This is a genomic window from Streptacidiphilus jiangxiensis, assembly GCF_900109465.1.
Taxonomy (GTDB): Bacteria; Actinomycetota; Actinomycetes; order Streptomycetales; family Streptomycetaceae; genus Streptacidiphilus; species Streptacidiphilus jiangxiensis.
Window position 1 is genome coordinate 72140 of record NZ_FOAZ01000023.1, and the last position, 22098, is coordinate 94237.

General features: G+C 72.9%; 19 protein-coding genes. 10 read left to right on the top strand and 9 right to left on the bottom strand.

Going from position 1 to position 22098, the window contains the following annotated elements:
• Positions 1-46 precede the first annotated feature (46 nt).
• A complete protein-coding gene (locus tag BMY61_RS34285; RefSeq protein ID WP_042458177.1) occupies positions 47-1213 on the bottom strand; it encodes an alpha-hydroxy-acid oxidizing protein in 1167 nt (388 codons plus the stop codon).
• A 95-nt stretch (positions 1214-1308) separates the two neighbouring features.
• Here BMY61_RS34285 and BMY61_RS34290 point away from each other — a divergent pair, with 95 nt between their 5' ends.
• The 3 genes from BMY61_RS34290 to BMY61_RS34300 all read left to right on the top strand — a co-directional run bounded on the left by BMY61_RS34290 (position 1309) and on the right by BMY61_RS34300 (position 4007).
• Positions 1309-2172 (top strand): AraC family transcriptional regulator, encoded by an 864-nt coding sequence (locus tag BMY61_RS34290; protein ID WP_236656620.1) that lies wholly within the window; start codon positions 1309-1311, stop codon positions 2170-2172.
• A gap of 40 nt (positions 2173-2212) precedes the next feature.
• Positions 2213-2623 (top strand): VOC family protein, encoded by a 411-nt coding sequence (locus tag BMY61_RS34295; protein ID WP_042458180.1) that lies wholly within the window; start codon positions 2213-2215, stop codon positions 2621-2623.
• A 67-nt stretch (positions 2624-2690) separates the two neighbouring features.
• Positions 2691-4007: a radical SAM protein gene (locus tag BMY61_RS34300; RefSeq protein ID WP_042458183.1), complete on the top strand. Its 1317-nt coding sequence runs from the start codon at positions 2691-2693 to the stop codon at positions 4005-4007.
• Between the two features lie 6 nt (positions 4008-4013).
• Here BMY61_RS34300 and BMY61_RS34305 read toward each other — a convergent pair whose 3' ends face one another.
• Together BMY61_RS34305 and BMY61_RS34310 are read right to left on the bottom strand one after the other, a co-directional pair.
• Entirely contained in the window at positions 4014-4751 is a 738-nt protein-coding gene (locus BMY61_RS34305; protein WP_042458186.1) for a peptidyl-tRNA hydrolase, read from the bottom strand.
• A 41-nt stretch (positions 4752-4792) separates the two neighbouring features.
• A complete protein-coding gene (locus tag BMY61_RS34310) occupies positions 4793-6040 on the bottom strand; it encodes an MFS transporter (RefSeq protein ID WP_042458190.1) in 1248 nt (415 codons plus the stop codon).
• Between the two features lie 132 nt (positions 6041-6172).
• On the opposite strand from BMY61_RS34310, the gene BMY61_RS34315 reads away from it, so the two are divergent.
• Complete coding sequence (locus tag BMY61_RS34315; protein ID WP_042458193.1) at positions 6173-7888, top strand: class I adenylate-forming enzyme family protein; 1716 nt, start codon at positions 6173-6175, stop codon at positions 7886-7888.
• A 12-nt stretch (positions 7889-7900) separates the two neighbouring features.
• Entirely contained in the window at positions 7901-8446 is a 546-nt protein-coding gene (locus BMY61_RS34320) for a GNAT family N-acetyltransferase (protein WP_042458196.1), read from the top strand.
• Between the two features lie 16 nt (positions 8447-8462).
• Here the strand turns inward: BMY61_RS34320 and BMY61_RS34325 are convergent, their stop codons facing one another.
• The 3 genes from BMY61_RS34325 to BMY61_RS34335 form a co-directional block, all read right to left on the bottom strand.
• Positions 8463-8921, bottom strand: a complete 459-nt coding sequence (locus tag BMY61_RS34325; RefSeq protein ID WP_042458199.1) for an SCP2 sterol-binding domain-containing protein — start codon at positions 8919-8921, stop codon at positions 8463-8465.
• A gap of 96 nt (positions 8922-9017) precedes the next feature.
• On the bottom strand, positions 9018-9908 hold the full coding sequence (locus BMY61_RS34330) for a MaoC family dehydratase (RefSeq protein WP_052439424.1): 891 nt from the start codon (positions 9906-9908) through the stop codon (positions 9018-9020).
• Position 9909: 1 nt separating this feature from the next.
• Positions 9910-11277, bottom strand: coding sequence for a 3-oxoacyl-ACP reductase (locus BMY61_RS34335; RefSeq protein ID WP_042458202.1), 1368 nt, complete (start codon positions 11275-11277; stop codon positions 9910-9912).
• Positions 11278-11354: 77 nt separating this feature from the next.
• Here BMY61_RS34335 and BMY61_RS34340 point away from each other — a divergent pair, with 77 nt between their 5' ends.
• From BMY61_RS34340 to BMY61_RS34350, 3 genes are all read left to right on the top strand, one after another.
• Positions 11355-12647 carry an acetyl-CoA C-acetyltransferase gene (locus BMY61_RS34340; RefSeq protein ID WP_042458204.1) on the top strand — a complete coding sequence of 431 codons (1293 nt, stop codon included), beginning with the start codon at positions 11355-11357 and terminating at the stop codon, positions 12645-12647.
• Between the two features lie 127 nt (positions 12648-12774).
• Positions 12775-14709, top strand: a complete 1935-nt coding sequence (locus BMY61_RS34345; RefSeq protein ID WP_042458207.1) for an AMP-dependent synthetase/ligase — start codon at positions 12775-12777, stop codon at positions 14707-14709.
• Positions 14699-16519, top strand: coding sequence for an FAD-dependent oxidoreductase (locus BMY61_RS34350; protein ID WP_042458210.1), 1821 nt, complete (start codon positions 14699-14701; stop codon positions 16517-16519). The genes BMY61_RS34345 and BMY61_RS34350 overlap by 11 nt, the downstream gene beginning before the upstream one ends.
• Here the strand turns inward: BMY61_RS34350 and BMY61_RS34355 are convergent.
• The gene (locus tag BMY61_RS34355; RefSeq protein ID WP_042458213.1) at positions 16467-17408 is read right to left on the bottom strand and encodes a pseudouridine synthase; all 942 of its coding nucleotides are present in this window, start codon (positions 17406-17408) and stop codon (positions 16467-16469) included. The genes BMY61_RS34350 and BMY61_RS34355 overlap by 53 nt on opposite strands.
• 488 nt (positions 17409-17896) lie before the next feature.
• On the opposite strand from BMY61_RS34355, the gene BMY61_RS34360 reads away from it, so the two are divergent.
• On the top strand, positions 17897-19552 hold the full coding sequence (locus BMY61_RS34360) for a purple acid phosphatase family protein (protein WP_236656621.1): 1656 nt from the start codon (positions 17897-17899) through the stop codon (positions 19550-19552).
• 152 nt (positions 19553-19704) lie between these two features.
• Complete coding sequence (locus BMY61_RS34365) at positions 19705-20406, top strand: pentapeptide repeat-containing protein (protein ID WP_042458216.1); 702 nt, start codon at positions 19705-19707, stop codon at positions 20404-20406.
• Here BMY61_RS34365 and BMY61_RS34370 read toward each other — a convergent pair.
• Together BMY61_RS34370 and BMY61_RS46690 are read right to left on the bottom strand one after the other, a co-directional pair.
• Positions 20378-21721: an extracellular catalytic domain type 1 short-chain-length polyhydroxyalkanoate depolymerase gene (locus BMY61_RS34370; RefSeq protein WP_042458219.1), complete on the bottom strand. Its 1344-nt coding sequence runs from the start codon at positions 21719-21721 to the stop codon at positions 20378-20380. The genes BMY61_RS34365 and BMY61_RS34370 overlap by 29 nt on opposite strands.
• Positions 21722-21871: 150 nt before the next feature.
• Positions 21872-22045, bottom strand: coding sequence for a hypothetical protein (locus BMY61_RS46690; RefSeq protein WP_161791350.1), 174 nt, complete (start codon positions 22043-22045; stop codon positions 21872-21874).
• Positions 22046-22098 lie beyond the last annotated feature (53 nt).

Genomic DNA, 22098 nt, shown 5'->3' on the forward strand with positions numbered 1-22098 from the left:
GCCAACGCGTCTGCGGCGTCAAGGATTCCCCGAATCCGCTCCGCGTTCAGACGCGCCGCAGCGCGCCGTCGCGGCGCAGGTCCGCCAGGGTCGGGTAGCCGTCGACGGCCATGATCAGGTCGGCCTCCGCGAGGAGCGTGCGCAGCACGTGGACGATGCCGTCCGTGCCGCCGAGGGCCAGGCCGTAGGCGTAGGGCCGGCCGATGCCGACCGCCGTCGCGCCCAGCGCCAGGGCCTTGACGACGTCGGCACCGGAGCGGACGCCCGAGTCGAAGAGCACGGGCAGGCCGTCGGCCGCCTCGACCACGCCGGGCAGGCAGTCGAGCGCGGGCAGCCCGCCGTTGGCCTGGCGGCCGCCGTGGTTGGAGCAGTAGAGGCCGTCGACACCCGCGTCCTTCGCCCGGCGGGCGTCCTCGGGGTGGCAGATGCCCTTGAGGATCAGCGGCAGGCGGGTGAGCGAGCGCAGCCACTCCAGGTCGTTCCAGGCCAGCGGGTTGCCGAAGAGCTGCGTCCAGGTGAGGACCGCGCCCGCCGGGTCCTCCTCGGGCGTCTTCGCCAGGCGCGAGCGGAAGACCGGGTCGGAGAAGTAGTTGGCCAGGCAGTGGCCGCGCAGCTGCGGGAAGTTGCCGGTGGCCAGGTCGCGGGGGCGCCAGCCGGTGACCCAGGTGTCCAGGGTGACCACGATCCCGGCGTAGCCGGCCGCCTCGGCGCGCTGGACGAGGCTCGCCGCCAGCTCACGGTCGGTGGGCGTGTAGAGCTGGAAGAAGCCGGGCGTGCCGCCGGACTCCTTGGCGACCTCCTCCATCGGGTCGACCGTCAGCGTCGAGGCCACCATCGGCACGCCCGTGCGGGCCGCCGCACGGGCGGTGGCCAGATCGCCGTGGCCGTCCTGCGCGCAGATCCCGATCACGCCCACGGGCGCCAGGAACAGCGGCGTGGGCAGGCGGCGGCCGAACAGCTCGACGCCCAGATCCCGCTGGGTGGCCCCGACGAGCATGCGGGGCACCAGACCCCAGCCGTCGAACGCGGCCACGTTCGCCTCCTGGGTCCGCTCGTTCCCCGCGCCCCCGGCGACGTAGGACCAGACGCTCGGCGGCAGCGCGGCCTCGGCGCGGCGCGCCAGCTCGGCGAAGTCCATCGGGAGGTCCGGGAGGCGGCCGAACAGACCGTTGAAGTAGATCTCGTTCTGGTAGTCGCCGAACTGCTGGCTCATCGCGCCGATCGTCTCCCCTGAGCTGGAGCTGCTGCGGTTGTCGCCGACAGCCTCTCCCGAGTGACGGGCTCCGGCAAGGACGGGAGAATGGGAACGTGGCATCTGCGGCGGTGGTGGAGGTCGTCGACGAGGCGGTGCGCGGCGTGCCGGCCCCGCCGCTGCGCGGCCTGGTCGGGTGGTACTCCGGCTACCGGCAGCGCGGTGTGGCGCCGACCCGGCACCGCGGGCTGCCCTCGCCCTACCTGACGCTGATCCTGACCCTCGACGAGCCGCTGACCGTGGCCGCGCACCCGGACGCCCACGACGCGCCCGGCGACTACGTCACGCTCCTCGGCGGCCTGCACACCTCACCCGCCCTGATCGAGGTGCCCGGGCGGCAGTCCGGCGTGCAGGTGGCCCTCGGCCCGCTCGGCGCCCGCGCGCTGCTCGGCCTCCCGGCGGGTGGCCTGGCCGGTGTCGACCTGCACGCGGACGACGTGCTGGGCGCGGACGCACGCCGCGCCCAGGAGAGACTGCGGGAGGCGACGGACTGGCCCGGACGCTTCCGGGTGCTGGACGCCTGGCTGCTGGGCCGGCTGCGGGCGGCGGAAGTGCCGCCGGATCCGCCGCCGGAGGTGGGCGAGGCGTGGCGGCTGCTGCTGGCCTCGCGGGGGCTGGTCCGGGTCGCGGCGCTGGCCGACGAGGTCGGCTGGAGCGAGCGACACCTGCGCAGCCGGTTCCTTGCCGAGATCGGGCTGACGCCCAAGGCCGCGGCCCGCGTGGTCCGTTTCGACGTCGCGCGGCGACGGCTCGCCACCAGGCCCGACGCCCCCGACCTCGCAGGCCTCGCCGCCGACCACGGCTACGCGGACCAGTCGCACCTGGACCGCGAGTTCACGGCGCTCGCCGGCTGCGCGCCGAGCGCGTGGCTCGCGGAGGAGTTCCGAAACATCCAAGCCGGTCACCACGCCCCCGCGTAAGGCTGGGGGAACAGGCAGTCGCCGACGAAGGAGCGTTCCGATGACCGAGAAGACCCCGCCCGCGCCGCAGGTCTGGCCCACCCTGCGGGCGAAGGACGCCCGCGCGCTGATCCGGTTCCTGGTCGACGCCTTCGGCTTCGAGGAGACCGTCGTCTACGGCGAGGGCGAGCTCGTCCATCACGCCCAGTTGTCCTGGCCGGAGGGTGGCGGCGTCATGCTGGGCTCCGTGCGCGAGACCGACGAGCAGGACCTGTGGCCGCTGCGCCCCGGCTCCTTCGGAGCGTACGTCGTCACGGCGGACCCGGACGCCGTGCACGCCCGCGCGAAGGCGGCGGGAGCGGAGATCACCACGGAGCTGCACGAGACCGACTACGGCTCCCGGGACTTCGCCGCGCGCGACCCGGAGGGCAACCGCTGGTCCTTCGGCACCTACCCGGGGGAGCCGCGCTGATCCTGTCCTGGCTCGGGGCTAGGCTCGGTCTCGACGTGCACGTCCTGTTTTCCGCGGAGGGCTGGGTATGGAGAGCCAGGAACAGAGCCGTACGGCGCTCGTCGAGGAGTTGATGCAGCGCTTCCCCGAGGTGCCACGCGAGGCGGTGATCAAGGAGGACCTGCTGCGCGGTGGCATGGCGTTCGACGAGTCGGCGCTCAGCGACGGCGGGGACGTGAAGCCGAAGTCGTACTTCATCTTCTCCTTCGACCACCGCACCCTGCCCGAGCTCGGCGCGGCGGCGCTGAACCGGCCGCCGGAGGAGGTCGTGCTGACCGGCGGCCCGTACGAGCTGCGCCGCACGGTGGTGTCGGTGCGGGTGAACCCCTCCTCGCCGTACCGGGTGCGGGCGGGGGAGGACGGGTCGCTGGGCCTGTACCTCGACGGCCACCGGATCGCGGACGTCGGCGTCCCGCCGATGCCGGACTACTACCGGCACACCCTCGCCAACGGCAAGTCGGTGATGGAGGTGGCGCCGACGATCCAGTGGGGCTACCTGATCTACCTGACGGTGTTCCGCGTCTGCCAGTACTTCGGCGCCAAGGAGGAGTGCCAGTACTGCGACATCAACCACAACTGGCGCCAGCACAAGGCCGCCGGCCGCCCCTACACCGGCGTCAAGCCGGTCGAGGAGGTGCTGGAGGCACTGGAGCTGATCGACCGTCACGACACCGCGGGGACGTCCAAGGCGTACACGCTGACGGGCGGCGCCATCACCTCGCACATCGGCGGCAAGGACGAGGCGGACTTCTACGGCCAGTACGCCAAGGCCATCGAGGAGCGGTTCCCGGGCCGCTGGATCGGCAAGGTCGTCGCGCAGGCGCTGCCGCGTGACGACGTGCAGCGGTTCCACGACTACGGGGTGAAGATCTACCACCCCAACTTCGAGGTGTGGGACAAGCGGCTGTTCGAGCTGTACTGCCCGGGCAAGGAGCGCTATGTCGGGCGGGAGGAGTGGCACCGCCGCATCCTCGACTCCGCCGAGGTCTTCGGCGCCTCCCACGTGATCCCCAACTTCGTTGCGGGCGTCGAGATGGCGGAGCCGTTCGGCTTCACCGCGGTGGACGAGGCGATCGCCTCCACCCAGGAGGGGCTGCGGTTCTTCATGTCCCACGGCATCGTGCCGCGGTTCACCACCTGGTGCCCGGAGCCCACCACCCCGTTGGGGAAGGCCAATCCGGGCGGCGCGCCGCTGGAGTACCACATCCGGCTGCTGCAGACCTACCGGGCGACGCTGGAGGAGTTCGGCCTCTCCTCGCCGCCCGGCTACGGTCCGCCCGGCCCCGGCAAGGCCGTCTTCTCGGTGAGCTCCTTCATGGACTCGCTGCCCGCCAAGGACGACTGACGCGGGTCACGCCTGGTGCAGCGCCGGGTGGTCCGCGACGACGGTGCAGGAGCCGGGGGCGATCTCGGTGAAGCCGGCGTCGCGGACCAGCGGGAGGCCGGAGCTGGTCAGCGTCGGCCACGCGTCGGCCGGAGCCGTCCGCACGGCGAGCGGGAAGCCGTCCGCGCGCCAGGCCGCGCGGGCGGCGGCGGGCAGCGCCCACCAGGCCAGCTGCGCGGCGTGGCCGACCTGGGCCATGGACTTGCCCGTCGACATGTCCAGCTCCGGGTTGAGCCAGAGCACCGGGGTGCCCGGATCGGCCGGAGTGGGTGCGTCCTCGTCGGTCAGCTCGGTGCCGGAGACCTGCAGCTTGGCCAGCTCCTTGGGCCAGCCGTCCAGGGGGACGGGCGGGAAGACCCGCACCTCGGCCGCCTTGCCGGTGGTGGTCAGGCCCGGGAGCTCGGACGCCTTGCGCCACTCGCCGCCGCGCGCCCGCCGGACCACCTTGCGGATGCGCGCGTCCTCCCAGGCGGCGACGGCCGCCGCCCACTCGCCGTCCGGTTCGGTGACGCGCTCGTCGCTGAGGAAGTTCAGCACGGCCCGCGCGGCGGTCTCCAGCGCGTCGGTGTGGCCGGGCGGCTCGGCCCGCTCGATCCGGACGACCAGCGGCAGCACGTACTGGGGCGCGCTGTCGCGGTCGTCCGCACGGTCGGCGAAGGGGGTCGGCGCATTCGAGGGCTCCGCGGAGGAGGGTTCGCTGGTCACCGGTCCAGTATCGGTGATGCGTCCACCCGCGGTTCGCGCGCCTACGCGTCGACCTCGGCCGGGTGCTGCAGGCCGTGGTCGCCCCCGGACTCGCCCTCCAGCTCGCCGGCCGTCGCACGGTTCAGCAGGCCGTGGGCGGTCGACAGGATCGCGATGCCGAGCACGAGTACGCCGGCCGCCAGGTAGAACGGCACGTGCACGTTGTAGTGCTCGACCAGCTTGCCCGCTGCGAAGGGGGCCAGGCCGCCGCCGATGAAGCGCACGAACCCGTACGCCGCCGACGCGACCGGCCGCTCGACGGGGGAGACGCTCATGACGGCCTGGGTGGTCACGGTGTTGTTGATCCCGATCGGGATGCCGGCCGCGATCACCGCGACGATGAGCACCGTGCGGTGCGTCGTCCACACGCCGATGGCCAGCACGAGCAGCGCGAAGAACGCCAGGTTGGCGTAGAGGGTGCGGGCTGTGCCCAGGCGCTTCTCGACGAAGGGGGCGCCGAAAACGGCGAAGACCGCCACGAGTACGCCCCAGCCGGTGAAGACGAAGCCGAGCTGGATCGCGCCGAGGCCCATGGGGAACGGCGCGTAGCCGAGGACGGTGAAGAAGGCCCAGTTGTAACAGAGGGCGGCCAGCGAGATGGTCAGCAGGCCGCGGTGGCGCAGGGCCTTGAGCGGCTCCAGCAGGCCGGTGCGGCGCTCGGGCAGCGGCATCGGCCGGACGAGGGTGACGGTGGCGAGCAGGGCGATCGCCATCAGGGCGGCCACACCGAAGAACGGCCCGCGCCAGCTGACCTCCCCGAGGAGCCCGCCGAGCAGCGGGCCGACGGCGATCCCGATGCCGAGGGCGGACTCGTACAGGATGATCGCGCCGACGAAGCCCCCGCTGGCGCTCGCGATGATCACCGCGAGCGAGGTCGCGATGAAGAGGGCGTTGCCGACGCCCCACCCGGCCCGGAAGCCGACGATCTGGCTGATGCTGCCGCTGGCGCCCGCGAGGGCGGCGAAGACGACGATGACGGCGAGGCCGACGATCAGGGTCTTCTTGGCGCCGATGCGGCTGGAGACCCAGCCGGTCAGCAGCATGGCCACGGCGGTGACCACCAGGTAGCTGGTGAAGAGCAGGGTCACCTGGCTCGGGCTGGCGTGGAGCTGGCTGGAGATCGCGGGGAGGATCGGGTCGACGAGCCCGATACCCATGAAGGAGACCACGCAGGCGAAGGCAACGGCGAAGACGGCCTTCGGCTGCTTGAAGGGACTGGCGCTGCCGCGCGCCTCGGCGGGCTGTTGCATGAGCCAACCATATACGTGCACGCTACATCTATCTAGGGCTGCGCCCTGGTGTGGTGCCACTTCTGTCGGTTGCATTGTCAGACCGTTCGGGTGCGCCTAGCTTGGCGGCATCCGCCCGAAGGGAGACCTGGGTTGAACCGTGCTCTCTGGCCCGTCGGCCTGCCCCGCACGCTCGACTATCCCCGTACCGGACTGCACACCCTGCTCGCCTCCGCCGCCCGAGCCTATGGCGCGCGCGACGCGATCGTGGACGGCGAGCAGCGGCTCACCTTCTCCGAGCTGTACGAGAACGCCCTGCGGTTCGCGCAGGGGCTGCGCGAGCGCGGCATCGGGCCCGGCGACGTGGTCGCTCTCGTCCAGCCCAACAGCCTCTGGTACCCCGTCGGGTACCACGGCACGCTGCTCGCCGGGGCGACCGTCTCCGCGGTCAACCCCACCCAGCCGACCGACTCGCTTGCCGCCGCGCTCGACGAGGTCGGCGCACGGGCGCTCATCACACACCCGGCCGTGCTCCCCGCGCTGCGACCACTGCTGGAGGAGCGGCCGTCGCTCCTCGCCGTCCTCGTCCCGCCGACGGCGACCGCGCCCGGCCCCGACGACGAAGGCGCGGACCCGCGCACCGTCCCGCTCGCGGACCTCCTCGACGCCGCGCCCGCCCCCGCGACACCCCGCTCGCCCGACGACCTCGCCCACCTCGCGTTCACCGGCGGCACCACCGGCCGCTCCAAGGCCGTCCGGGTGCGCGACCGGCACCTGTGGGCCAACGTCCTGCAGGGGCTCTGCGCGCGCAGCGCCGTGCTGCCCGAGTACGACGCCGAGGGGATGGTGACCCTGCGCCGCGTGCCGGAGGCCGTCACGCCGTGGACGTCGGCGCCCGGCGAGGACGTCGTGGTCAACGTGGTGCCGCTGTTCCACGCGATGGGACTGGTCAGCCACAACATCGGGCTGCTCGGCGGGACCACCGTCGTCGGCCACGGGCGGTTCGACCCGCGGGAGTTCCTCGCGGCGATGGTGCGCCACGGCGCGACCGGGCTGACCGGGTCGCCGGCCATGCACCACGCGCTGCTTGCCGCGACGGACGTCGGCAGTTACGACCTGCGGGCCGTCCGGCTGGTCAACTCCGGTGCTGCGCCGCTGGACTCGCCGACCATCGCGCGGATGGCGGCGGCCTATCCCAACGCCGCCGTCGCCGAGGGCTACGGGCTGACCGAGGCCACCATGGCGCTCACCTTCGTCACCCCCGACCGCGACCACCCCGCCCCGCCCGGCTGTGTGGGCGTACCGCTCTTCGACACCGAGCTGCAGATCCGCGACCTCGCCGACCCGGCCAAGCCGCTGCCCGTGGGCGAGACCGGCCTGGTCTTCGCCCGCGGGCCGCAGGTCAACGACGGCTACCTGGACCGTCCCGAGCTCACCGCCGAGCAGTGGGTGGACGGTTGGCTCGCCACGGGCGACATCGGCCGGCTCGACGAGGACGGGCGCCTGTTCCTCTCCGGGCGGGCCAAGGACATGCTCATCTACAAGGGCTACAACGTCTACCCGACCCAGTTGGAGGAGGTGCTCGCCGCGCACCCGGCGGTGGCACAGGTCGCCGTCATCGGCGCGCCGCATCCGGAGGCGGGTGAGATCCCGGCCGCCTATGTGGTGGCGCGTCCCGGCGCCGAGGTGGGGGCGGACGAGCTGCTGGAGTTCGTGGCGGCCCGCGTCGCGCCGTACCAGCGCGTCAGGGAGGTGCACTTCCTGCCCGGGCTGCCGGTCTCGGCGGCGGGCAAGATCCTCAAGACCGAGCTCCGGGCGCTGTACGCCCGCCGGTCGGGGGAGAGCGGGGCGGCGGCCGACGGCGTGTGACACAGTGGCCGCATGCGTGATCATCTGGACGCCGGCCAGGGCCTGCGGCTGCGGCCGTGGGCGGAGCGCGACGCGGAGGCGGTGCTGACCGCCTTCGCCGATCCGCTGATGCGCGGCCAGGCCGCGGCGCCGGTCGACTCCCCGGAGGCCGCCGCCCTCTGGGTGACCGGCCAGATCCAGCGCTGGGAGGCTCAGGCGGCCTTCGCCTTCGCGGTGGTGAGCGGAGCGGGGGAGGACGTGCTCGGCAACGTGGCCGTCGGGGCGGTCGACCGGCGGCACGCGACCGGGTGGGTCTCGTACTGGACCACCCCGGCCGCGCGCGGCCGAGGGGTCGCCGCGCGGGCCTGCCGCGCGCTGTCGCGCTTCGCCTTCGACGAGGTGGGGCTGTTCCGCCTGGAGTTGGGCCACCGGGTCAACAACCCCGCCTCGTGCCGGGTGGCCACCGCGGCCGGCTACCTGGTCGAGGGCCTGGAGCGGCAGAAGCTGGCCTACGACGGAGTCCGTTACGACGTGGAGCTGCACGCGCGGCTGGCCACCGACCCGGAGCCGGCTGGCTGAGCGCTCGGCGGCGTGGTCAGGCCTTCGGGATGTCGAAGTAGTGCGTGAGCCGGGCCGCGAGGGTCAGGTCGCCGACCACCTTCAGCCTGCGCGAGAAGAACAGCGTGATCGGGTTGGCGTTCCCGGAGACGAGGTTCAGGAACTCGGCGTCGCCGAGGACCAGCGTCACCTTGGGGGTCTCCTCCGTGCGGCCCTCGGTGACGGTGCACGCCCCCTTGTCGATGGCGGTCTCGAAGACCGTCTCGCCGTCGGCGCCCACCTTCCAGCGGATCACCGCCGAGGTCTGGCCGGCGTTCTCGGGGCGGAACTGGCTCTCCATCCGGGCGAAGACCTCGCGCAGGATGCGCCGGCGCAGCCCGGCGTCCTGGACGACCTCCTTCAACTCCTTGGTGGACAGGCCCTTGACGATGCGGGCGAACTCCTGCGGGGTGACGGAGGTGAAGTCGAGGTCGGCCAGGCCTGCGGTGTCGGTCATGGTGGCGGCTCCTGTGAACGGTGGGGTCGGTGCCCGTGGTTGGTGGGATCAGTGCGGGTGGGGATCAGTGCGGGCGGGGATCAGTGCGGGCGGGGATCAGCGCGGGTTGAGGCGGCCGACCAGATGGCGCCGGGCGCCGTCCGGGTCGGTGACGTGGAAGGCCCAGCCGTCCTCGCCGACGCGGGCGGCGGCGAGGCGGATGCTGCCCGGCAGCAGGACGGGTTGGCGGAAGTCGACGCCGACGGTGAAGGCGTCCGGCAGGCCGACGGCCTGATCCAGGGAGGCGAGCACCCGCGCCTTGGTCCACATGCCGTGGGCGATGGCCCGCCGGAAGCCGAACAGGCGGGCGCTCAGCGGGTGCAGATGGATCGGGTTGCGGTCGCCGGAGACCGCGCCGTAGCGGCGGCCCAGATCGGCGGCGAGCGGCCAGACCTCCTCCACCTGCGGGGTGGGCAGGTCCTGGTCGACCGCCCGCGCCCCCGCGCCGCCCGGGCCGCGGCGCAGGTACGTGCTGACGGAGCGCCAGACCGGTTCGTCGCCGTCGGTACCGGCCGGGCGGGCCTCCGCGACGACGTCGAAGACCTGGCCCTTGCTGTGTCGGCGCGGCGTGGTGGAGCGGACCAGCCAGTCGAGCGCCGCGTCCGGTGCGATCGGGCGCGTCTGCTCGATGCGGTTGGACAGATGGACCAGGCCCAGCACGGGCAGCGGGAAGTCCCTGCGGGTCATCAGCTCCATGCTGAGCGGAAAGGCCGTCAGGTGCGGGAAGGCGGGCGGAAGCCGGTCGGCGGCGGTGCGGTGGCCGCAGACCTCGCGGTAGCCGCGCAGGGTCTCCGGGTCGGCCACGACCCCGCGCAGCGCGACGGCGTCCTCACCGGCCAGGGGCGGGTGACGTCGCGGCTTCGGTCGCACGGCGCGCGCGTACAGGCCCAGCGTGCCGGGCAAGGAGGGCAGTTCGCGGACGGTGGTTGCCGGGGTCGAGGTCGTCACGTCACGCTCCCAGCAGGGCCTGGCCGCAGACGCGCAGCACCTGGCCGGTGACGCCGGCCGCGCCGGGGGAGGCGAGGAAGGCGACGGCCTCGGCGACGTCCACCGGCTGCCCGCCCTGGCTCAGGCTGTTGAGGCGTCTCCCGGCCTCGCGGATGAACAGTGGGACGGCGGCGGTCATCTGCGTCTCGATGAAGCCCGGCGCCACGGCGTTGACGGTGATCCCGCGCCCGGCGACGGCCTCGTCCCGGGCCACCGCCTGGACCAGGCCGATCAGACCGGCCTTGCTGGCGGCGTAGTTGGCCTGCCCGACGTTCCCCGCGATGCCGCTGATGGAGGAGGTGCACACCACCCGCCCGTCCGCGCGCAGCACCGGTCCGTCCGGAGTCGCGGCGTCCAGCAGCGCTGTGTTGAGACGTTCCACGGCCGTCAGGTTGACGGCGACGACGGCGTCCCACTGGCCCGGCTCCATCCGGCCGAGTGTCCGGTCGCGGGTGATGCCCGCGTTGTGCACCACGATGTCCACGCCCCCATGGTGCTGCGTCAGATGGGCCACCACCCGCCGCGGCGCGTCGGCGTCGGTCAGGTCCGCCTCCAGGGCCTGGCCGCCGACGCGCTCGGCGGTCGCGCGCAGGTCCGCGCCCTGGGCGGGAACGTCCAGGCAGACCACGGTCGCGCCGTCGGCGGCCAGCGTCGCGGCGACCGTCGCACCGATCCCGCGGGCGGCGCCGGTGACCAACGCGACGCGCCCGGCGAGCGGACGTTCGAAGGAGAAGGCGGGCGTCGGCGCGGCGATGGTGCCGGGCCTGAGCCCGGAGATGTGCAAGGTCTGGGCGGACACGTAGGCACTGCGCGGGGAGAGGGCGAACCGCAGGGGCGTGGCGAGCCGGGTCTCCGCGTCCGGTGCGACCAGCAGCAGGTGGGCGGTGGCGCCGCGCTTCAGCTCCTTGCCGACGGAGCGGACGAAGCCCTCCAACGCGCGCTGCGCGGTGGCCTCGCGGGCGTCGGCGGCGAGCTCGGGCGGCGTGCCGAGGACGACGACGCGTCCGCAGGCGGCGAGGGAGCGGATCCGGGGGTGCAGGAACGCGTACAGCTCGCGCAGCCGCTCGCTCGAGGTGATGCCGGTGGCGTCGAGCACCAGGGCGGCGGGGGAGTCGTGACTGTCCGGCGTGGCGACCGCCCACTCGGCGAGCAGGGCGCGCACGGGCTTGGCGAGGCGCCCGCCCTCGGCCGCGCCGACGAGCACCGGGCCGGGGACGTCCGGCCCGCCGTCCTGACGCCGCTTCAACGGCTCCGGACGGGGCAGGCCCAGGCACGTGGCCACGAACCGCCCCGGGCCGCTCGCGGTCCACGAGAGGTACCGGTCCGGCATCTTGATTTCTCCTTACGGCTGAGTAAGTTTACTAGAGAGTAAGTACTCGGTCGTCCGCCGCACAAGGAGTCGTCGCCGTGCCGTCATCCTCACCCCCCACCGTGCGCCGCGTGGCGATCCTGGGCGGCAACCGGATCCCCTTCGCCCGCGCCGACGGCCCCTACGCCACCGCCTCCAACCAGCAGATGCTCACCGCAGCGCTGGACGGCCTGGTCGACCGCTTCGGCCTGCGCGGCGAACGCCTCGGCGAGTTCGTCGCCGGTGCCGTGCTCAAGCACAGCCGCGACTTCAACCTCGCCCGCGAGACCGTCCTCGGCAGCGCCCTCGACCCGCGCACCCCCGCCTACGACGTGCAACAGGCCTGCGGCACCGGCCTGGAGGCGGTGATCCTGGTCGCCAACAAGATCGCGCTCGGCCAGCTCGACGTCGGCGTCGCCGGTGGCGTCGACACCGCGAGCGACGCACCACTGGGTGTCAACGACGACCTGCGCCAGGTGCTGCTGACCGCGCGACGCGCACGCTCGCTCGGCGGACGCGCCCGCGCGCTGGCGGGCGTCCGCCCGGGCCACCTCGTCCCCGACATCCCGCGCAACGCCGAACCCCGCACGGGCCTGTCCATGGGCGAGCACGCCGCCCGCACCGCCGCGCAGTGGCGCGTCCCGCGCGCCGACCAGGACGAACTCGCCGTCACCAGCCACCGAAGGCTCGCGCGCGCCTACGACGACGGCTTCTTCGAGGACCTGCTCACCCCGTTCCGCGGCCTGGACCGCGACCAGAACCTGCGCCGCGACAGCAGCACCGAGAAGCTGGCCCGCCTGAAGCCGGTCTTCGGCGGCCCCGACGGCACGATGACGGCGGGCAACTCGACACCCCTCACCGACGGCGCCGCGACGGTCCTCCTCGCGAGCGAGGAATGGGCGGCGGAGCGGGACCTCCCGGTCCTCGCCCACCTCACCCACGCCCGCACGGCGGCGGTCGACTTCGTCCCGGGCGAGGACGGGCTCCTGATGGCGCCGGTCTTCGCGGTCCCGGAGCTGCTGAGGTCAGCGGGGCTGACGTTCGCGGACATCGACCTGTTCGAGATCCACGAGGCGTTCGCCTCGCAGGTGCTGGCCACTCTGGCGGCCTGGGAGAGCGCAGAGTTCTGCAAGGCCCGCCTGGGGCTGGACGAGCCCCTCGGGTCGGTTCCCCGCGACCGGCTGAACGTCGCGGGTTCGTCGTTGGCCACCGGGCACCCGTTCGCGGCGACGGGCGGGCGCATCGTCGCCACTGCGGCGAAGTCGCTCGCGCAGCGAGGCGGCGGCCGGGCACTCATCTCCATCTGCGCCGCGGGCGGCCAAGGGGTGACAGCTCTTTTGCAGGCTCCGTGAGTTGCACTGTCCAGGGGCGCGGGGAACTGCGCGACAATCCCCCAGCCATCCGCACAGGTTGGTTTCTCGCGCAGTTCCCCGCGCCCCTGGACAGTGCAGCTTCCCTCCCACCAAAACGGAGCCGCGCATGGGTACCACCTTCTTCTCGGCCCTCAGAGCCGCCCGCGCCAGGCCGGATCTCTCGGACCGGGTGAAAGTCCAGGTCACGACCGATGCCGACGGCGTCGTGCGGGAGGTCAGCGCCGCAGCGCTGGTGCCGCCGCTCGCGCACGGGAGCCTCGCCGACGTGCCCTTCGACAACGCGGTGGCCGATCCGGACGCCGTCGCGCTTCGCCGGTTGCAACGAGGTCAGTGGCGGCCCGTCACGGCGAAGGAGTTCGCCGCCGACGTCGCCGCCGCCGCGCGGGGGCTCGTCGCGGCGGGCGTCGAGCCCGGCGAGCGGGTCGCGTTGATGGCGCGGACGCGCTACGAGTGGACCGTGCTGGACTTCGCCGTCTGGGCGGCGGGCGCGCAGACCGTGCCGGTCTACCCGACCAGCTCCGCCGATCAGGTCGACTGGATCCTCCGCGACTCCGGCGCGGTCCTGCTGCTGGTCGAGAGCCCGGAGCTGGCCGCGCTCACTGCTCCCGTGCTGGACGTCCTGCCGACGGTGCCGCGGCTCGCCGTGCCGTCGATCGACGAGGACCTGCTCGGCTTCCTCGCCGACCTGGGACACGAAGTTCCCCCCGCGGAGCTGGAGAAACGTCGCGCCGCGCTCACACCCGAGACGATCGCGACGCTCGTCTACACCTCGGGCACCACGGGGCGGCCCAAGGGCTGCGTGCTCACCCACGCGAACCTGCACGCGGGCTCGGCCAACCTCGTCGAACTCCTCGGGCCCGTCTTCGTCGAGGCGACCCACCAGCAGCCCACGACGCTGATGTTCCTGCCGCTCGCGCACGTCCTCGGGCGCATGCTGCAGCTGGCCTGCCTGCTCGGGCAGATCACCATCGGACTGTTTCCCAGCATCAAACCGGACGAGCTGCGACCGGAGTTGGAGCGGTTCGGGCCCAGCTTCCTGGTCGCCGTGCCGTACTTCTTCGAGAAGGTCCACGACACCGCCCGCGCCATGGCCGAACGGATGGGCCGCAGCGCGTCGTTCGTGCGCGCCGACCGGATCGCCGTCGCGTACGGGCAGGCCGAGATGGGCCGGCTGCTCGGCACCGGGGCCGGACCGGATCTCGCGCTGCGGGCCGTGCACCGGCTCTACGACCTGCTCGTCTACCGGCGGGTGCGCAAGGCGCTGGGCGGCTCGGTCCGGTACGCGATCAGCGGCGGGTCCGCGCTCGACCCGCGCCTGGCGATGTTCTTCTTCGGCTGCGGCATCGTCATCTACCAGGGCTACGGGCTCACCGAGACCAGCGCGGCGACGACCGTCACCCCGCCGCTCGACCCCCGTCCGGCCAGTGTCGGGCGCCCCGTCCCCGGCGCGACGATCCGGATCGCCGACGACGGCGAGGTGATGCTGCGCGGCGGCAGCGTCTTCACCGGCTACTGGAACAACCTGGAGGCCACCCAGGCGGCCCTGCCCGGCTCCTGGCTGGCCACGGGCGACCTCGGCGAGCTGGACGCGGACGGCTACCTCACCATCGTCGGGCGCAAGAAGGACATCATCGTCACCAGCGGCGGCAAGAACATCTCGCCCAGTCAGCTGGAGGACCGGCTGCGCAGCCGGCCGCCCGTGGGGCAGTGCCTGGTCGTCGGCGACGGTCGCCACTACGTGGCCGCGCTGGTGACGCTCGAACCGGAGGCGATGGAGCACTGGCTCGGTGTCCGGAAGCGGCCGCTGGACACGCCCTTCGCCGAGCTGCGCCGCGATCCCGAGCTGCTGGCCGACGTCCAGGCCGCCGTCGACCACGCCAACGAGGCGGTGTCGCGGGCCGAATCGATCCGCCGCTTCGTGGTCGTCGAGGGGGAGTTCAGCGAGGAGAACGGTCTGCTGACCCCGTCCCTCAAGGTCAAGCGCCACGCGGTGGCCGCCGCGTACGCCCGCGAGATCGAGGAGCTCTACGGTGAGCGATGAGCAGGCGCACGAGTACGACCACGACTACGACCACGACTACGACGTGGTGATCGTCGGATCCGGCTTCGGCGGCTCCGTCTCGGCGCTGCGGCTGACCGAGAAGGGCTACCGGGTCTGCGTCCTGGAGGCCGGGCGACGGTTCACGCCGCAGACGCTGCCGCGCGACAGCTGGGACCTGCGCAACTATCTGTGGGCCCCGGCTCTCGGCTGCTACGGCATCCAGCGGATCCACCTGCTCGGCCACGTCATGGTGCTGGCGGGAGCGGGGGTCGGTGGCGGTTCGCTCAACTACGCCAACACCCTCTACGTTCCGCCCGCCGCGTTCTTCGAGGACCGCCAGTGGGCGGGCATCACCGACTGGCAGGAGGAGTTGGCGCCCTGCTACGCCCAGGCCCGGCGGATGCTCGGGGTGCGGACCAATCCGACCGTGACCGAGGCGGACGAGTACCTGCGCGCCACGGCCGAGACGATGGGGGTGGGCCGCAGCTTCCGGCTCACGCCCGTCGGTGTCTTCTTCGGCGACGGGCAGGACGCGGACGGCCGGTGCAGGGCGGAGCCCGGCGGAGCCGTCGCCGACCCGTACTTCGGCGGTGCGGGGCCGGAGCGGCGCGCCTGCACGGAGTGCGGCGAGTGCATGACCGGCTGCCGGCACGGCGCCAAGAACACCCTCACCCAGAACTACCTGCACCTCGCCGAGCGGGCCGGCGCCGAGGTACGGCCGTTGACGACCGTCGTCGAGCTGCGGGAACGCGCCGACGGCGGCTACGCGGTGACGACCGTGCCCACCGAACGCCGACGGCGGGGCGCCCGGACCGTCGTCACCGCGCGGCAGGTCGTGCTCGCGGCGGGGACGTACGGCACGCAGACGCTGCTGCACCGGATGCGGGCGAGCGGGGCGCTGCCGCGCCTGTCTCCGCGGCTGGGCGAGCTCACCCGCACCAACTCCGAGGCGCTGGTCGGCGCGCTGACCTTCCCGCGGCGCTACCGCAGGGCCCCGGGCAGGGGGAAGGCGGCGACCCTGGACCTGACCCGTGGCGTCGCCATCACCTCCTCGATCCACCCGAACGACACCACGCACATCGAGAACGTCCGCTACGGCAAGGGCTCCAACGCGATGGCCCTGATGAGCGTGCCGCAGTACGCCGTCGGCGGGCGGACGCCGAAGGCGCTCGCCGCGGCCTGGGCGTACCTGCGGCACCCGGGCATGGTGCTGCGCACCCTCACGACGCACCGCTGGTCGGAACGGACGATCATCGGCCTGGTCATGCAGACGCACGACAACTCGCTGACGACCTTCCTGCGGCGACGTGGTCCCGGCAAGGGGCTGTTGACCGCGGAACAGGGGCACGGCGTGCCCAACCCGGTTCACATCCCGGAGGGCTGGGAGGCGGCGCGGCACCTGGCCGCGCAGATCAACGGGTTCGCGGGCACGAACGTCGGCGAGCTGCTGGGCATGCCGCTGACCGCGCACTTCCTCGGCGGCTGCCCGATCGGTGAGGACCCGGAGCACGGCGTCATCGACCCGTACCAACGCCTCTACGGTCATCCCGGCATCTCGGTGGTGGACGGTGCCGCCGTCTCCGCGAACCTGGGCGTCAACCCGTCGCTGACGATCACGGCTCAGGCCGAGCGGGCCATGTCGCTGTGGCCCAACCTCGGCGAGGCGGACCCGCGTCCGACGCAGGGCGAGGCCTACCGGCGGCTGACGCCCGTCGCGCCGCTGCGTCCGGCCGTCCCCGCGGGCGCCTTCGGTGAGCTCAGACTGGAGAGCTCGCGGGAGGCCACGCCGCCAGCGTCCGGCGGCTCGTGAAGCGCAGCTCCGCGCCGGTGATCGGGTCGGTGAACGCAAGCACCGAGGCCAGCAGTTGCAGCGGGTCCGAGAAGTCGTCCGGCGCGCGTTCGGGCAGCACGACCGGGTAGACGGGGTCGCCCAGGATCGGGATGCCCAGCCCGCTCATGTGCAGGCGCAGCTGGTGCGTGCGGCCGGTGGCCGGCAGCAGCCGGTACCGGCCCACGCCGCCCGCGTGCTCCACCAGCTCGATCCGGCTCTCCGCATTGGGCTCCGCGTCGGGCAGTTCGTGGGCGGCGATGATGCCGCGCTCCTTGACGATATGACTGCGTACCGTCGTCGGGAGCGCGAGGTCGGCCCGGTAGGGGGCGATCGCCTGGTACTCCTTGTGCACCAGTCGGTCGGCGAAGAGTTGTTGGTAGCGGCCGCGGTGGTCGGGGTGGACGACGAAGAGCGCCAGCCCGGCCGTCAGCCGGTCCAGGCGGTGGGCCGGGCTGAGCTGCGGCAGGTCGAGGTCGTGGCGGAGCCGGGCGAGTGCGGTCTCGGTGACGTGGCTGCCGCGCGGCGTCGTGGCGAGGAAGTGCGGCTTGTCGACGACGAGCAGCCGCTCGTCGCGGTGCAGCACGTCGAGCGCGAAGGGGACGGGCACCTCGGGGGCGAGTTCGCGGTGGAACCAGAGCCAGCCGCCGGGGCGGTAGGGGGTGTCGGGAGCCAACGGGCCCTCTTCGCCGTGGATCTCGCCGTCGGCCAGCATCGCGTCGAAGACGCCCGGGGGGACGGCGGGAAGCCGTTCGGCGAGGTAGGCACGGACGGTCGGCCAGTTGCCGTCCAGGGGGAGTCGCAGCCGGACCGGGTCGATGCCCTGGCGCTGCGGGAGCGGCGAGGGCGGCGCAGGGTGCCTTCGTCGCATGTCCTCAGCCTAGTGGGAGGCCCGGTTCGCTCCGGAGGGGGACGGCAGCGGGCGGCCTGCGGTCGTTGCGGTGATCGCGAGGCGCCGATGGTGTCGCGAACAGCGCGGGGCGGGCGGTCCACCCCCGTTGTCCGGCACCGGCCTTGACCTTCCGCGTCGCCCGAGGGCCGCCCGTGTCGTCGTTCAACTCGCTGAGGAATATATCAGGCGAATCAAGCGAATTGGACACTTGGGGCAAAGTGCTTGCGGCGTCAGGCAGAACGTCAACGTACCACCTCGGAGATCATCATTCGGCCCGGCGTGTCGGGTCTTGCGCGGGCCCCGGGCCGGTGGTTGGGGACCCTCGGGCCGTCCGGTGACGCGTCCGGAGCCACGCCCGGCGCGCCATCCGGCGTTCACCCGGCCGACGCCCGCGCGGAGCGGTGCCGGCACGCGCCGCCCATAGCGTGAGCGGGTCCTGCCGGTCCGAAACGCCCACAGGAGTCCTGGTGAACGACGCCACCCCGCACCTGCCTCGTACGGCCGACGATTCGTCAACTCAGAATGACGCTTCGTCAACGATCGTTGACCGTCGTACCGCTCTGCGCCTGGCCGGAGCCGGTGGCGCGCTCGCCGTCGGTGCGGGCCTGCTCGGTGCGCCCGCCGCGCACGCCGACACCCCCGCCCCCGCCCCTGCGCCCGGCTCGCCGATGCTGCTGGCCGAGCCCGAGGCGCTCGGCGCGCCGCCCGTCGAGGGCCTGCACCTGACCTTCGGTGAGGACCCGGCCTCGCAGATGACGGTCAGTTGGACCACCGAGAGCTCCGTCCGCGACCCGCACGTGAGATACGGCACATTCGAGGGCGGCTTCGGCCGCAGCGTCGGCGCGGAGACCGTCACCTACGTCGACGGCGTCAGCGGCCGCACCGTGTACATCCACCATGCGCGCCTGCACGGCCTGCAGCCCGACACCTTCTACACCTACGCCGCGATGCACGCGGGCGCCCGCCCCGACTCCGGCACCTTCCGCACCGCGCCACGCGGCCGACGGCCCCTCACCTTCACCAGCTTCGGCGACCAGTCCGTCCCCAACACCGTCTGGCAGCCCGACGGCAAGGGCGGCTTCGCCGTCGTGGACGCCGGCATCGGTTCGCCCGCCTCCGCGGACATCGTCGCGGGGGTGGAGAAGGTCGACCCGCTCTTCCACCTCCTCAACGGCGACCTCTGCTACGCCAACATCAGCGCCGACCGGCTGCGCACCTGGCAGGGTTTCCACGCCAACAACTCGCGCAGCGCCCGCTACCGGGCGTGGATGCCGGCCGCGGGCAACCACGAGGACGAGAAGGGCAACGGCCCGATCGGTTACTCCGGGTACCAGGCGCGGTTCGCTCTCCCGCGTAACGGCTCCACCGACCCCGAGACGGCCGGACTCTGGTACTCCTTCACCGCGGGCTCGGTGCACGTGGTTGTGCTGCAGAACGACGACGTCGCCTACCAGGACGGCGGCGACAACTACGTCAACGGCTACAGCGGCGGCGCGCAGGCCGCCTGGCTCGAGGCGGACCTGCGCCGGGCGCGGGCCGACAGCGACATCGACTGGATCGTCGTCTGCATGCACCAGGTGATGATCAGCTCCGCCGACGCCAACGGCTCCGATCTGGGCCTGCGGCAGCTGTGGGGCCCGCTGTTCGACCGGTACGGCGTGGACCTGGTCCTCTGCGGCCACGAGCACCACTACGAGCGCTCGCTCGCGGTCCGCGGCGTCGTGGGCGGCAGTGAGGTGCTCACCCCCAACCCAGTCTCCGGCGCGACCGACTCGATCGACACCTCGCTCGGCACCGTCCACATGGTCCTCGGCGGCGGGGGCACCTCCTCCCCCTCCAACGGCAAGCTGTTCGCCCCCGACAAGGGCAAGGTCCTGACGGGTGTGGGCCCGGTCGGCGCGAACGGCAAGCGCACGCCGGTCTACGTCTTCGAGGAGACCCCGTGGTCGGCGTTCCGCGACGCGGACCACGCCTACGGCTTCGCGGCGTTCACCGTCGACCCGGGCCGCCACGCGGGTGACACCACCCGCATGCACGTCACGTACTACAACGTGGCCCAGCCGGACGGGGCGGTCACGCCGCTCGAGTCCTTCGTCCTGCACCGGAAGCGCGCGGACGGCTGACCGCAGGGGCGCGAGGAACTGCGGGACAAGCCACCCACCGCCTTGAGATTCCGAGCGGACAGGGCCATCCGCCTGCGGTGGGTGGCTCGCGCAGTTCCTCGCGCCCCTGGGAGGTGACGCCTTCTGTCGGTGCCGAAAGCTAGCCTGCGGACATGGCTACTCCCCGAGACCTCGACCAGCTGCCCTTCGCCCCCCACCTGCGCCGCTTCGCCGGGAGCCGGCTCGGGGAGGCGCGGTTCGACACCGTGCACGTCGACGGTGCCGCGTTCGAGGACGAGCGCGTGGAGGAGGCGAGTTTTGTCGAGGCCGCCGTCTCCGCGACCTCGTTCGAGCAGGTACGGATGCGGCGCGCCCGGCTGAACGACGTGTGGATGCAGGGCGTGCGCATGGTCGGCTGCGATCTCGCGGAGAGCAGCTGGCTCGACGTCGAGGTGATCGGTGGGGTGTTCGCTGGGCTGGAGAGCCACGGGGCCGGGCTGCGTCGGGTGACCTTCCACGGGTGCAAGTTCGACTCGGTGAACCTGCGCGGAGCCAAGCTGCACGAGGTGGTCTTCCACGACTGCGTCCTGCGCGAGGTGGATCTCGGCGGGGCCGCGCTGACGGAGTGCGCGTTCCCGGGCAGTCGCCTGGAGCAGGTCCACCTCCATCAGGCGAAGCTGACGGAGGTGGACCTGCGCGAGGCCACGCTGATCGAGGTCGCGGACGGCGCCGAGTCGCTGCGCGGCGCGGCCGTCACCCCGACGCAGCTGCTGGAGCTGGCCCCCGCCCTCGCCGGCGCGTTGGGGCTGACGGTGCGGGAGGCGGGGGAGCCCCTCAAGGGTGCGGTCAGGCGGGGCAGCCGGAGTCGGCGATGACGTAGTAACCGGGGGCGGTCTCCTCCAGGGTGTGGCTGTAGAAGACGTTGTCCAGGCCCAGGCTCGCGTTGGATCCGTTGGCGTAGGCGACGCCACCCACGTCGTGGGCGCGGCCGGCGGTGACCTGGTAGTAGTTCGCGGCCGTGTAGCAGCTCGGCGTGTAGGTCGCCGTGGGGGAGGGGGACGCGGACGCGCTGGCGGAAGCGGTAGGCGACGAGGTCGCGGACGGCGAGGCCGACGGAGACGCGGAGGCTGACGGAGACGCGGAGACCGACGCCGACGGGGACGGGCTCGCGGTTCCGGTGGCGGTGCCGGTGAGGCCCCAGAACGCGGCCGTGTAGTACGACGAGCAGATGTAGCTGAGGAAGTACGCCCCCGTCTGCCCGCACTGGGTGCTGCCCGAGCCGGGGTCGACCGCGAGCCCGTGGCCCATGCCGGAGATGCTGTAGAGCTCCACCGCCGGGTTGCCGTTCGCGTCGTCGTAGACGCTCTCCGTCGTGCCACCGGTGAGGGACTGGGTGCTGGAGGCGGTCTGCGAGATGCCCCAGGCGTTCGTCCACTGGTCGCGCAGTTCCGTCGCGTTGACGGGGTAGACGGTGTAGTCGGAGGTGCCCTGCCAGATGGCGACCCGCGGCCAGGGGCCGGTCCAGCCCGGGTCGGAGTTGCGGACCTTGTCACCCCACTGGGCGGGGGTGAGGTTCTGGTTGTTCTGCTGGCAGCCGGAGGCCGCGCTCTGGGTGGTGGCGCACTGCGCGGGCAGGCCGGAGTCGATGGCGCCGCCGGCGAAGACATCGGGGTAGTCGGCGAGCAGGTCCGCCGTCATGCCCGCGCCCGCCGAGAGGCCGGTGACGAAGACCCGGCCGCTCGCGGAGTGGTACTGGCCGACGGCGTGGTCGACCATGGCCTTGATCGACGCCGCCTCGCCGTTGCCCCGCGTGTCCTTGGTCGAGTCGAACCAGGAGAAGCAGGAGAGCGAGTTGTTCGTGCTGTTCGTCTGGGGGAAGACGACGGCGAAGCCGTACTGGTCGGCCAGCTGCGCCCAGCCGGAGTCGTTGTAGTAGTCGGTGGCCGTCTGCGTGCAGCCGTGCAGCGCGACCACGAGCGGTGCGCCGCTCGCCAGGCCGGCGGGAGCGTACTCGTACATGGCGAGGTTGCCCGGGTTGCTGCCGAACGAGCTCACCTGGGTGAGCGAGCCGGAGTTGGCGTCGGCCGCGCCGGGGAGCGCGACGAGGCCGGCGAGGGCGAGTGCGGCGGCGCCGAACACGGCGAGCAGAGATCTGCGCCCGGCGGGGCGCGGCGCGGTGCGTGGGGACATGTCGGGCTCCTGGGGTGGGGGAGTGGCCACCCGGAACCTAGAAGCGAGGCCGGCCACCCGACATGTGGGCGGGCACCACAGCGGCTCCCGACCGATGGCGTGCCGCTACGCAGACGCCCGCCCGGCCGGGTTCGCCACCGGCCGAGCGGGTCAGAACTCTTCGTCGCGGTGGGCCTCGTCGCAACCCTCCGGGTCCTGGCAGGGGGTGCTCGATGGGATCGGGAGCCGGGGGCGCCGCCAGCCCGCCTCGACCAGCAGCTGGGCCTGGGAGTCGACCGAGGGGGCCGTCTCGTCGTGGGTGAAGGAGAAGGAATCCACCAGCATGGGACCCTCCGGGAGTCGTGGCGGCGCAGGCTGTGCGCTGCCTGTGACCGCGA

Coding starts and splice junctions, on each gene's coding strand:
- BMY61_RS34285 (WP_042458177.1), bottom strand. CDS start 1,213: ATGAGCCAGCAGTTCGGCGACTACCAGAACGAGATCTACTTCAACGGT.
- BMY61_RS34295 (WP_042458180.1), top strand. CDS start 2,213: ATGACCGAGAAGACCCCGCCCGCGCCGCAGGTCTGGCCCACCCTGCGG.
- BMY61_RS34300 (WP_042458183.1), top strand. CDS start 2,691: ATGGAGAGCCAGGAACAGAGCCGTACGGCGCTCGTCGAGGAGTTGATG.
- BMY61_RS34310 (WP_042458190.1), bottom strand. CDS start 6,040: ATGCAACAGCCCGCCGAGGCGCGCGGCAGCGCCAGTCCCTTCAAGCAG.
- BMY61_RS34320 (WP_042458196.1), top strand. CDS start 7,901: ATGCGTGATCATCTGGACGCCGGCCAGGGCCTGCGGCTGCGGCCGTGG.
- BMY61_RS34325 (WP_042458199.1), bottom strand. CDS start 8,921: ATGACCGACACCGCAGGCCTGGCCGACCTCGACTTCACCTCCGTCACC.
- BMY61_RS34335 (WP_042458202.1), bottom strand. CDS start 11,277: ATGCCGGACCGGTACCTCTCGTGGACCGCGAGCGGCCCGGGGCGGTTC.
- BMY61_RS34345 (WP_042458207.1), top strand. CDS start 12,775: ATGGGTACCACCTTCTTCTCGGCCCTCAGAGCCGCCCGCGCCAGGCCG.
- BMY61_RS34355 (WP_042458213.1), bottom strand. CDS start 17,408: ATGCGACGAAGGCACCCTGCGCCGCCCTCGCCGCTCCCGCAGCGCCAG.
- BMY61_RS34365 (WP_042458216.1), top strand. CDS start 19,705: ATGGCTACTCCCCGAGACCTCGACCAGCTGCCCTTCGCCCCCCACCTG.
- BMY61_RS34370 (WP_042458219.1), bottom strand. CDS start 21,721: ATGTCCCCACGCACCGCGCCGCGCCCCGCCGGGCGCAGATCTCTGCTC.
- BMY61_RS46690 (WP_161791350.1), bottom strand. CDS start 22,045: ATGCTGGTGGATTCCTTCTCCTTCACCCACGACGAGACGGCCCCCTCG.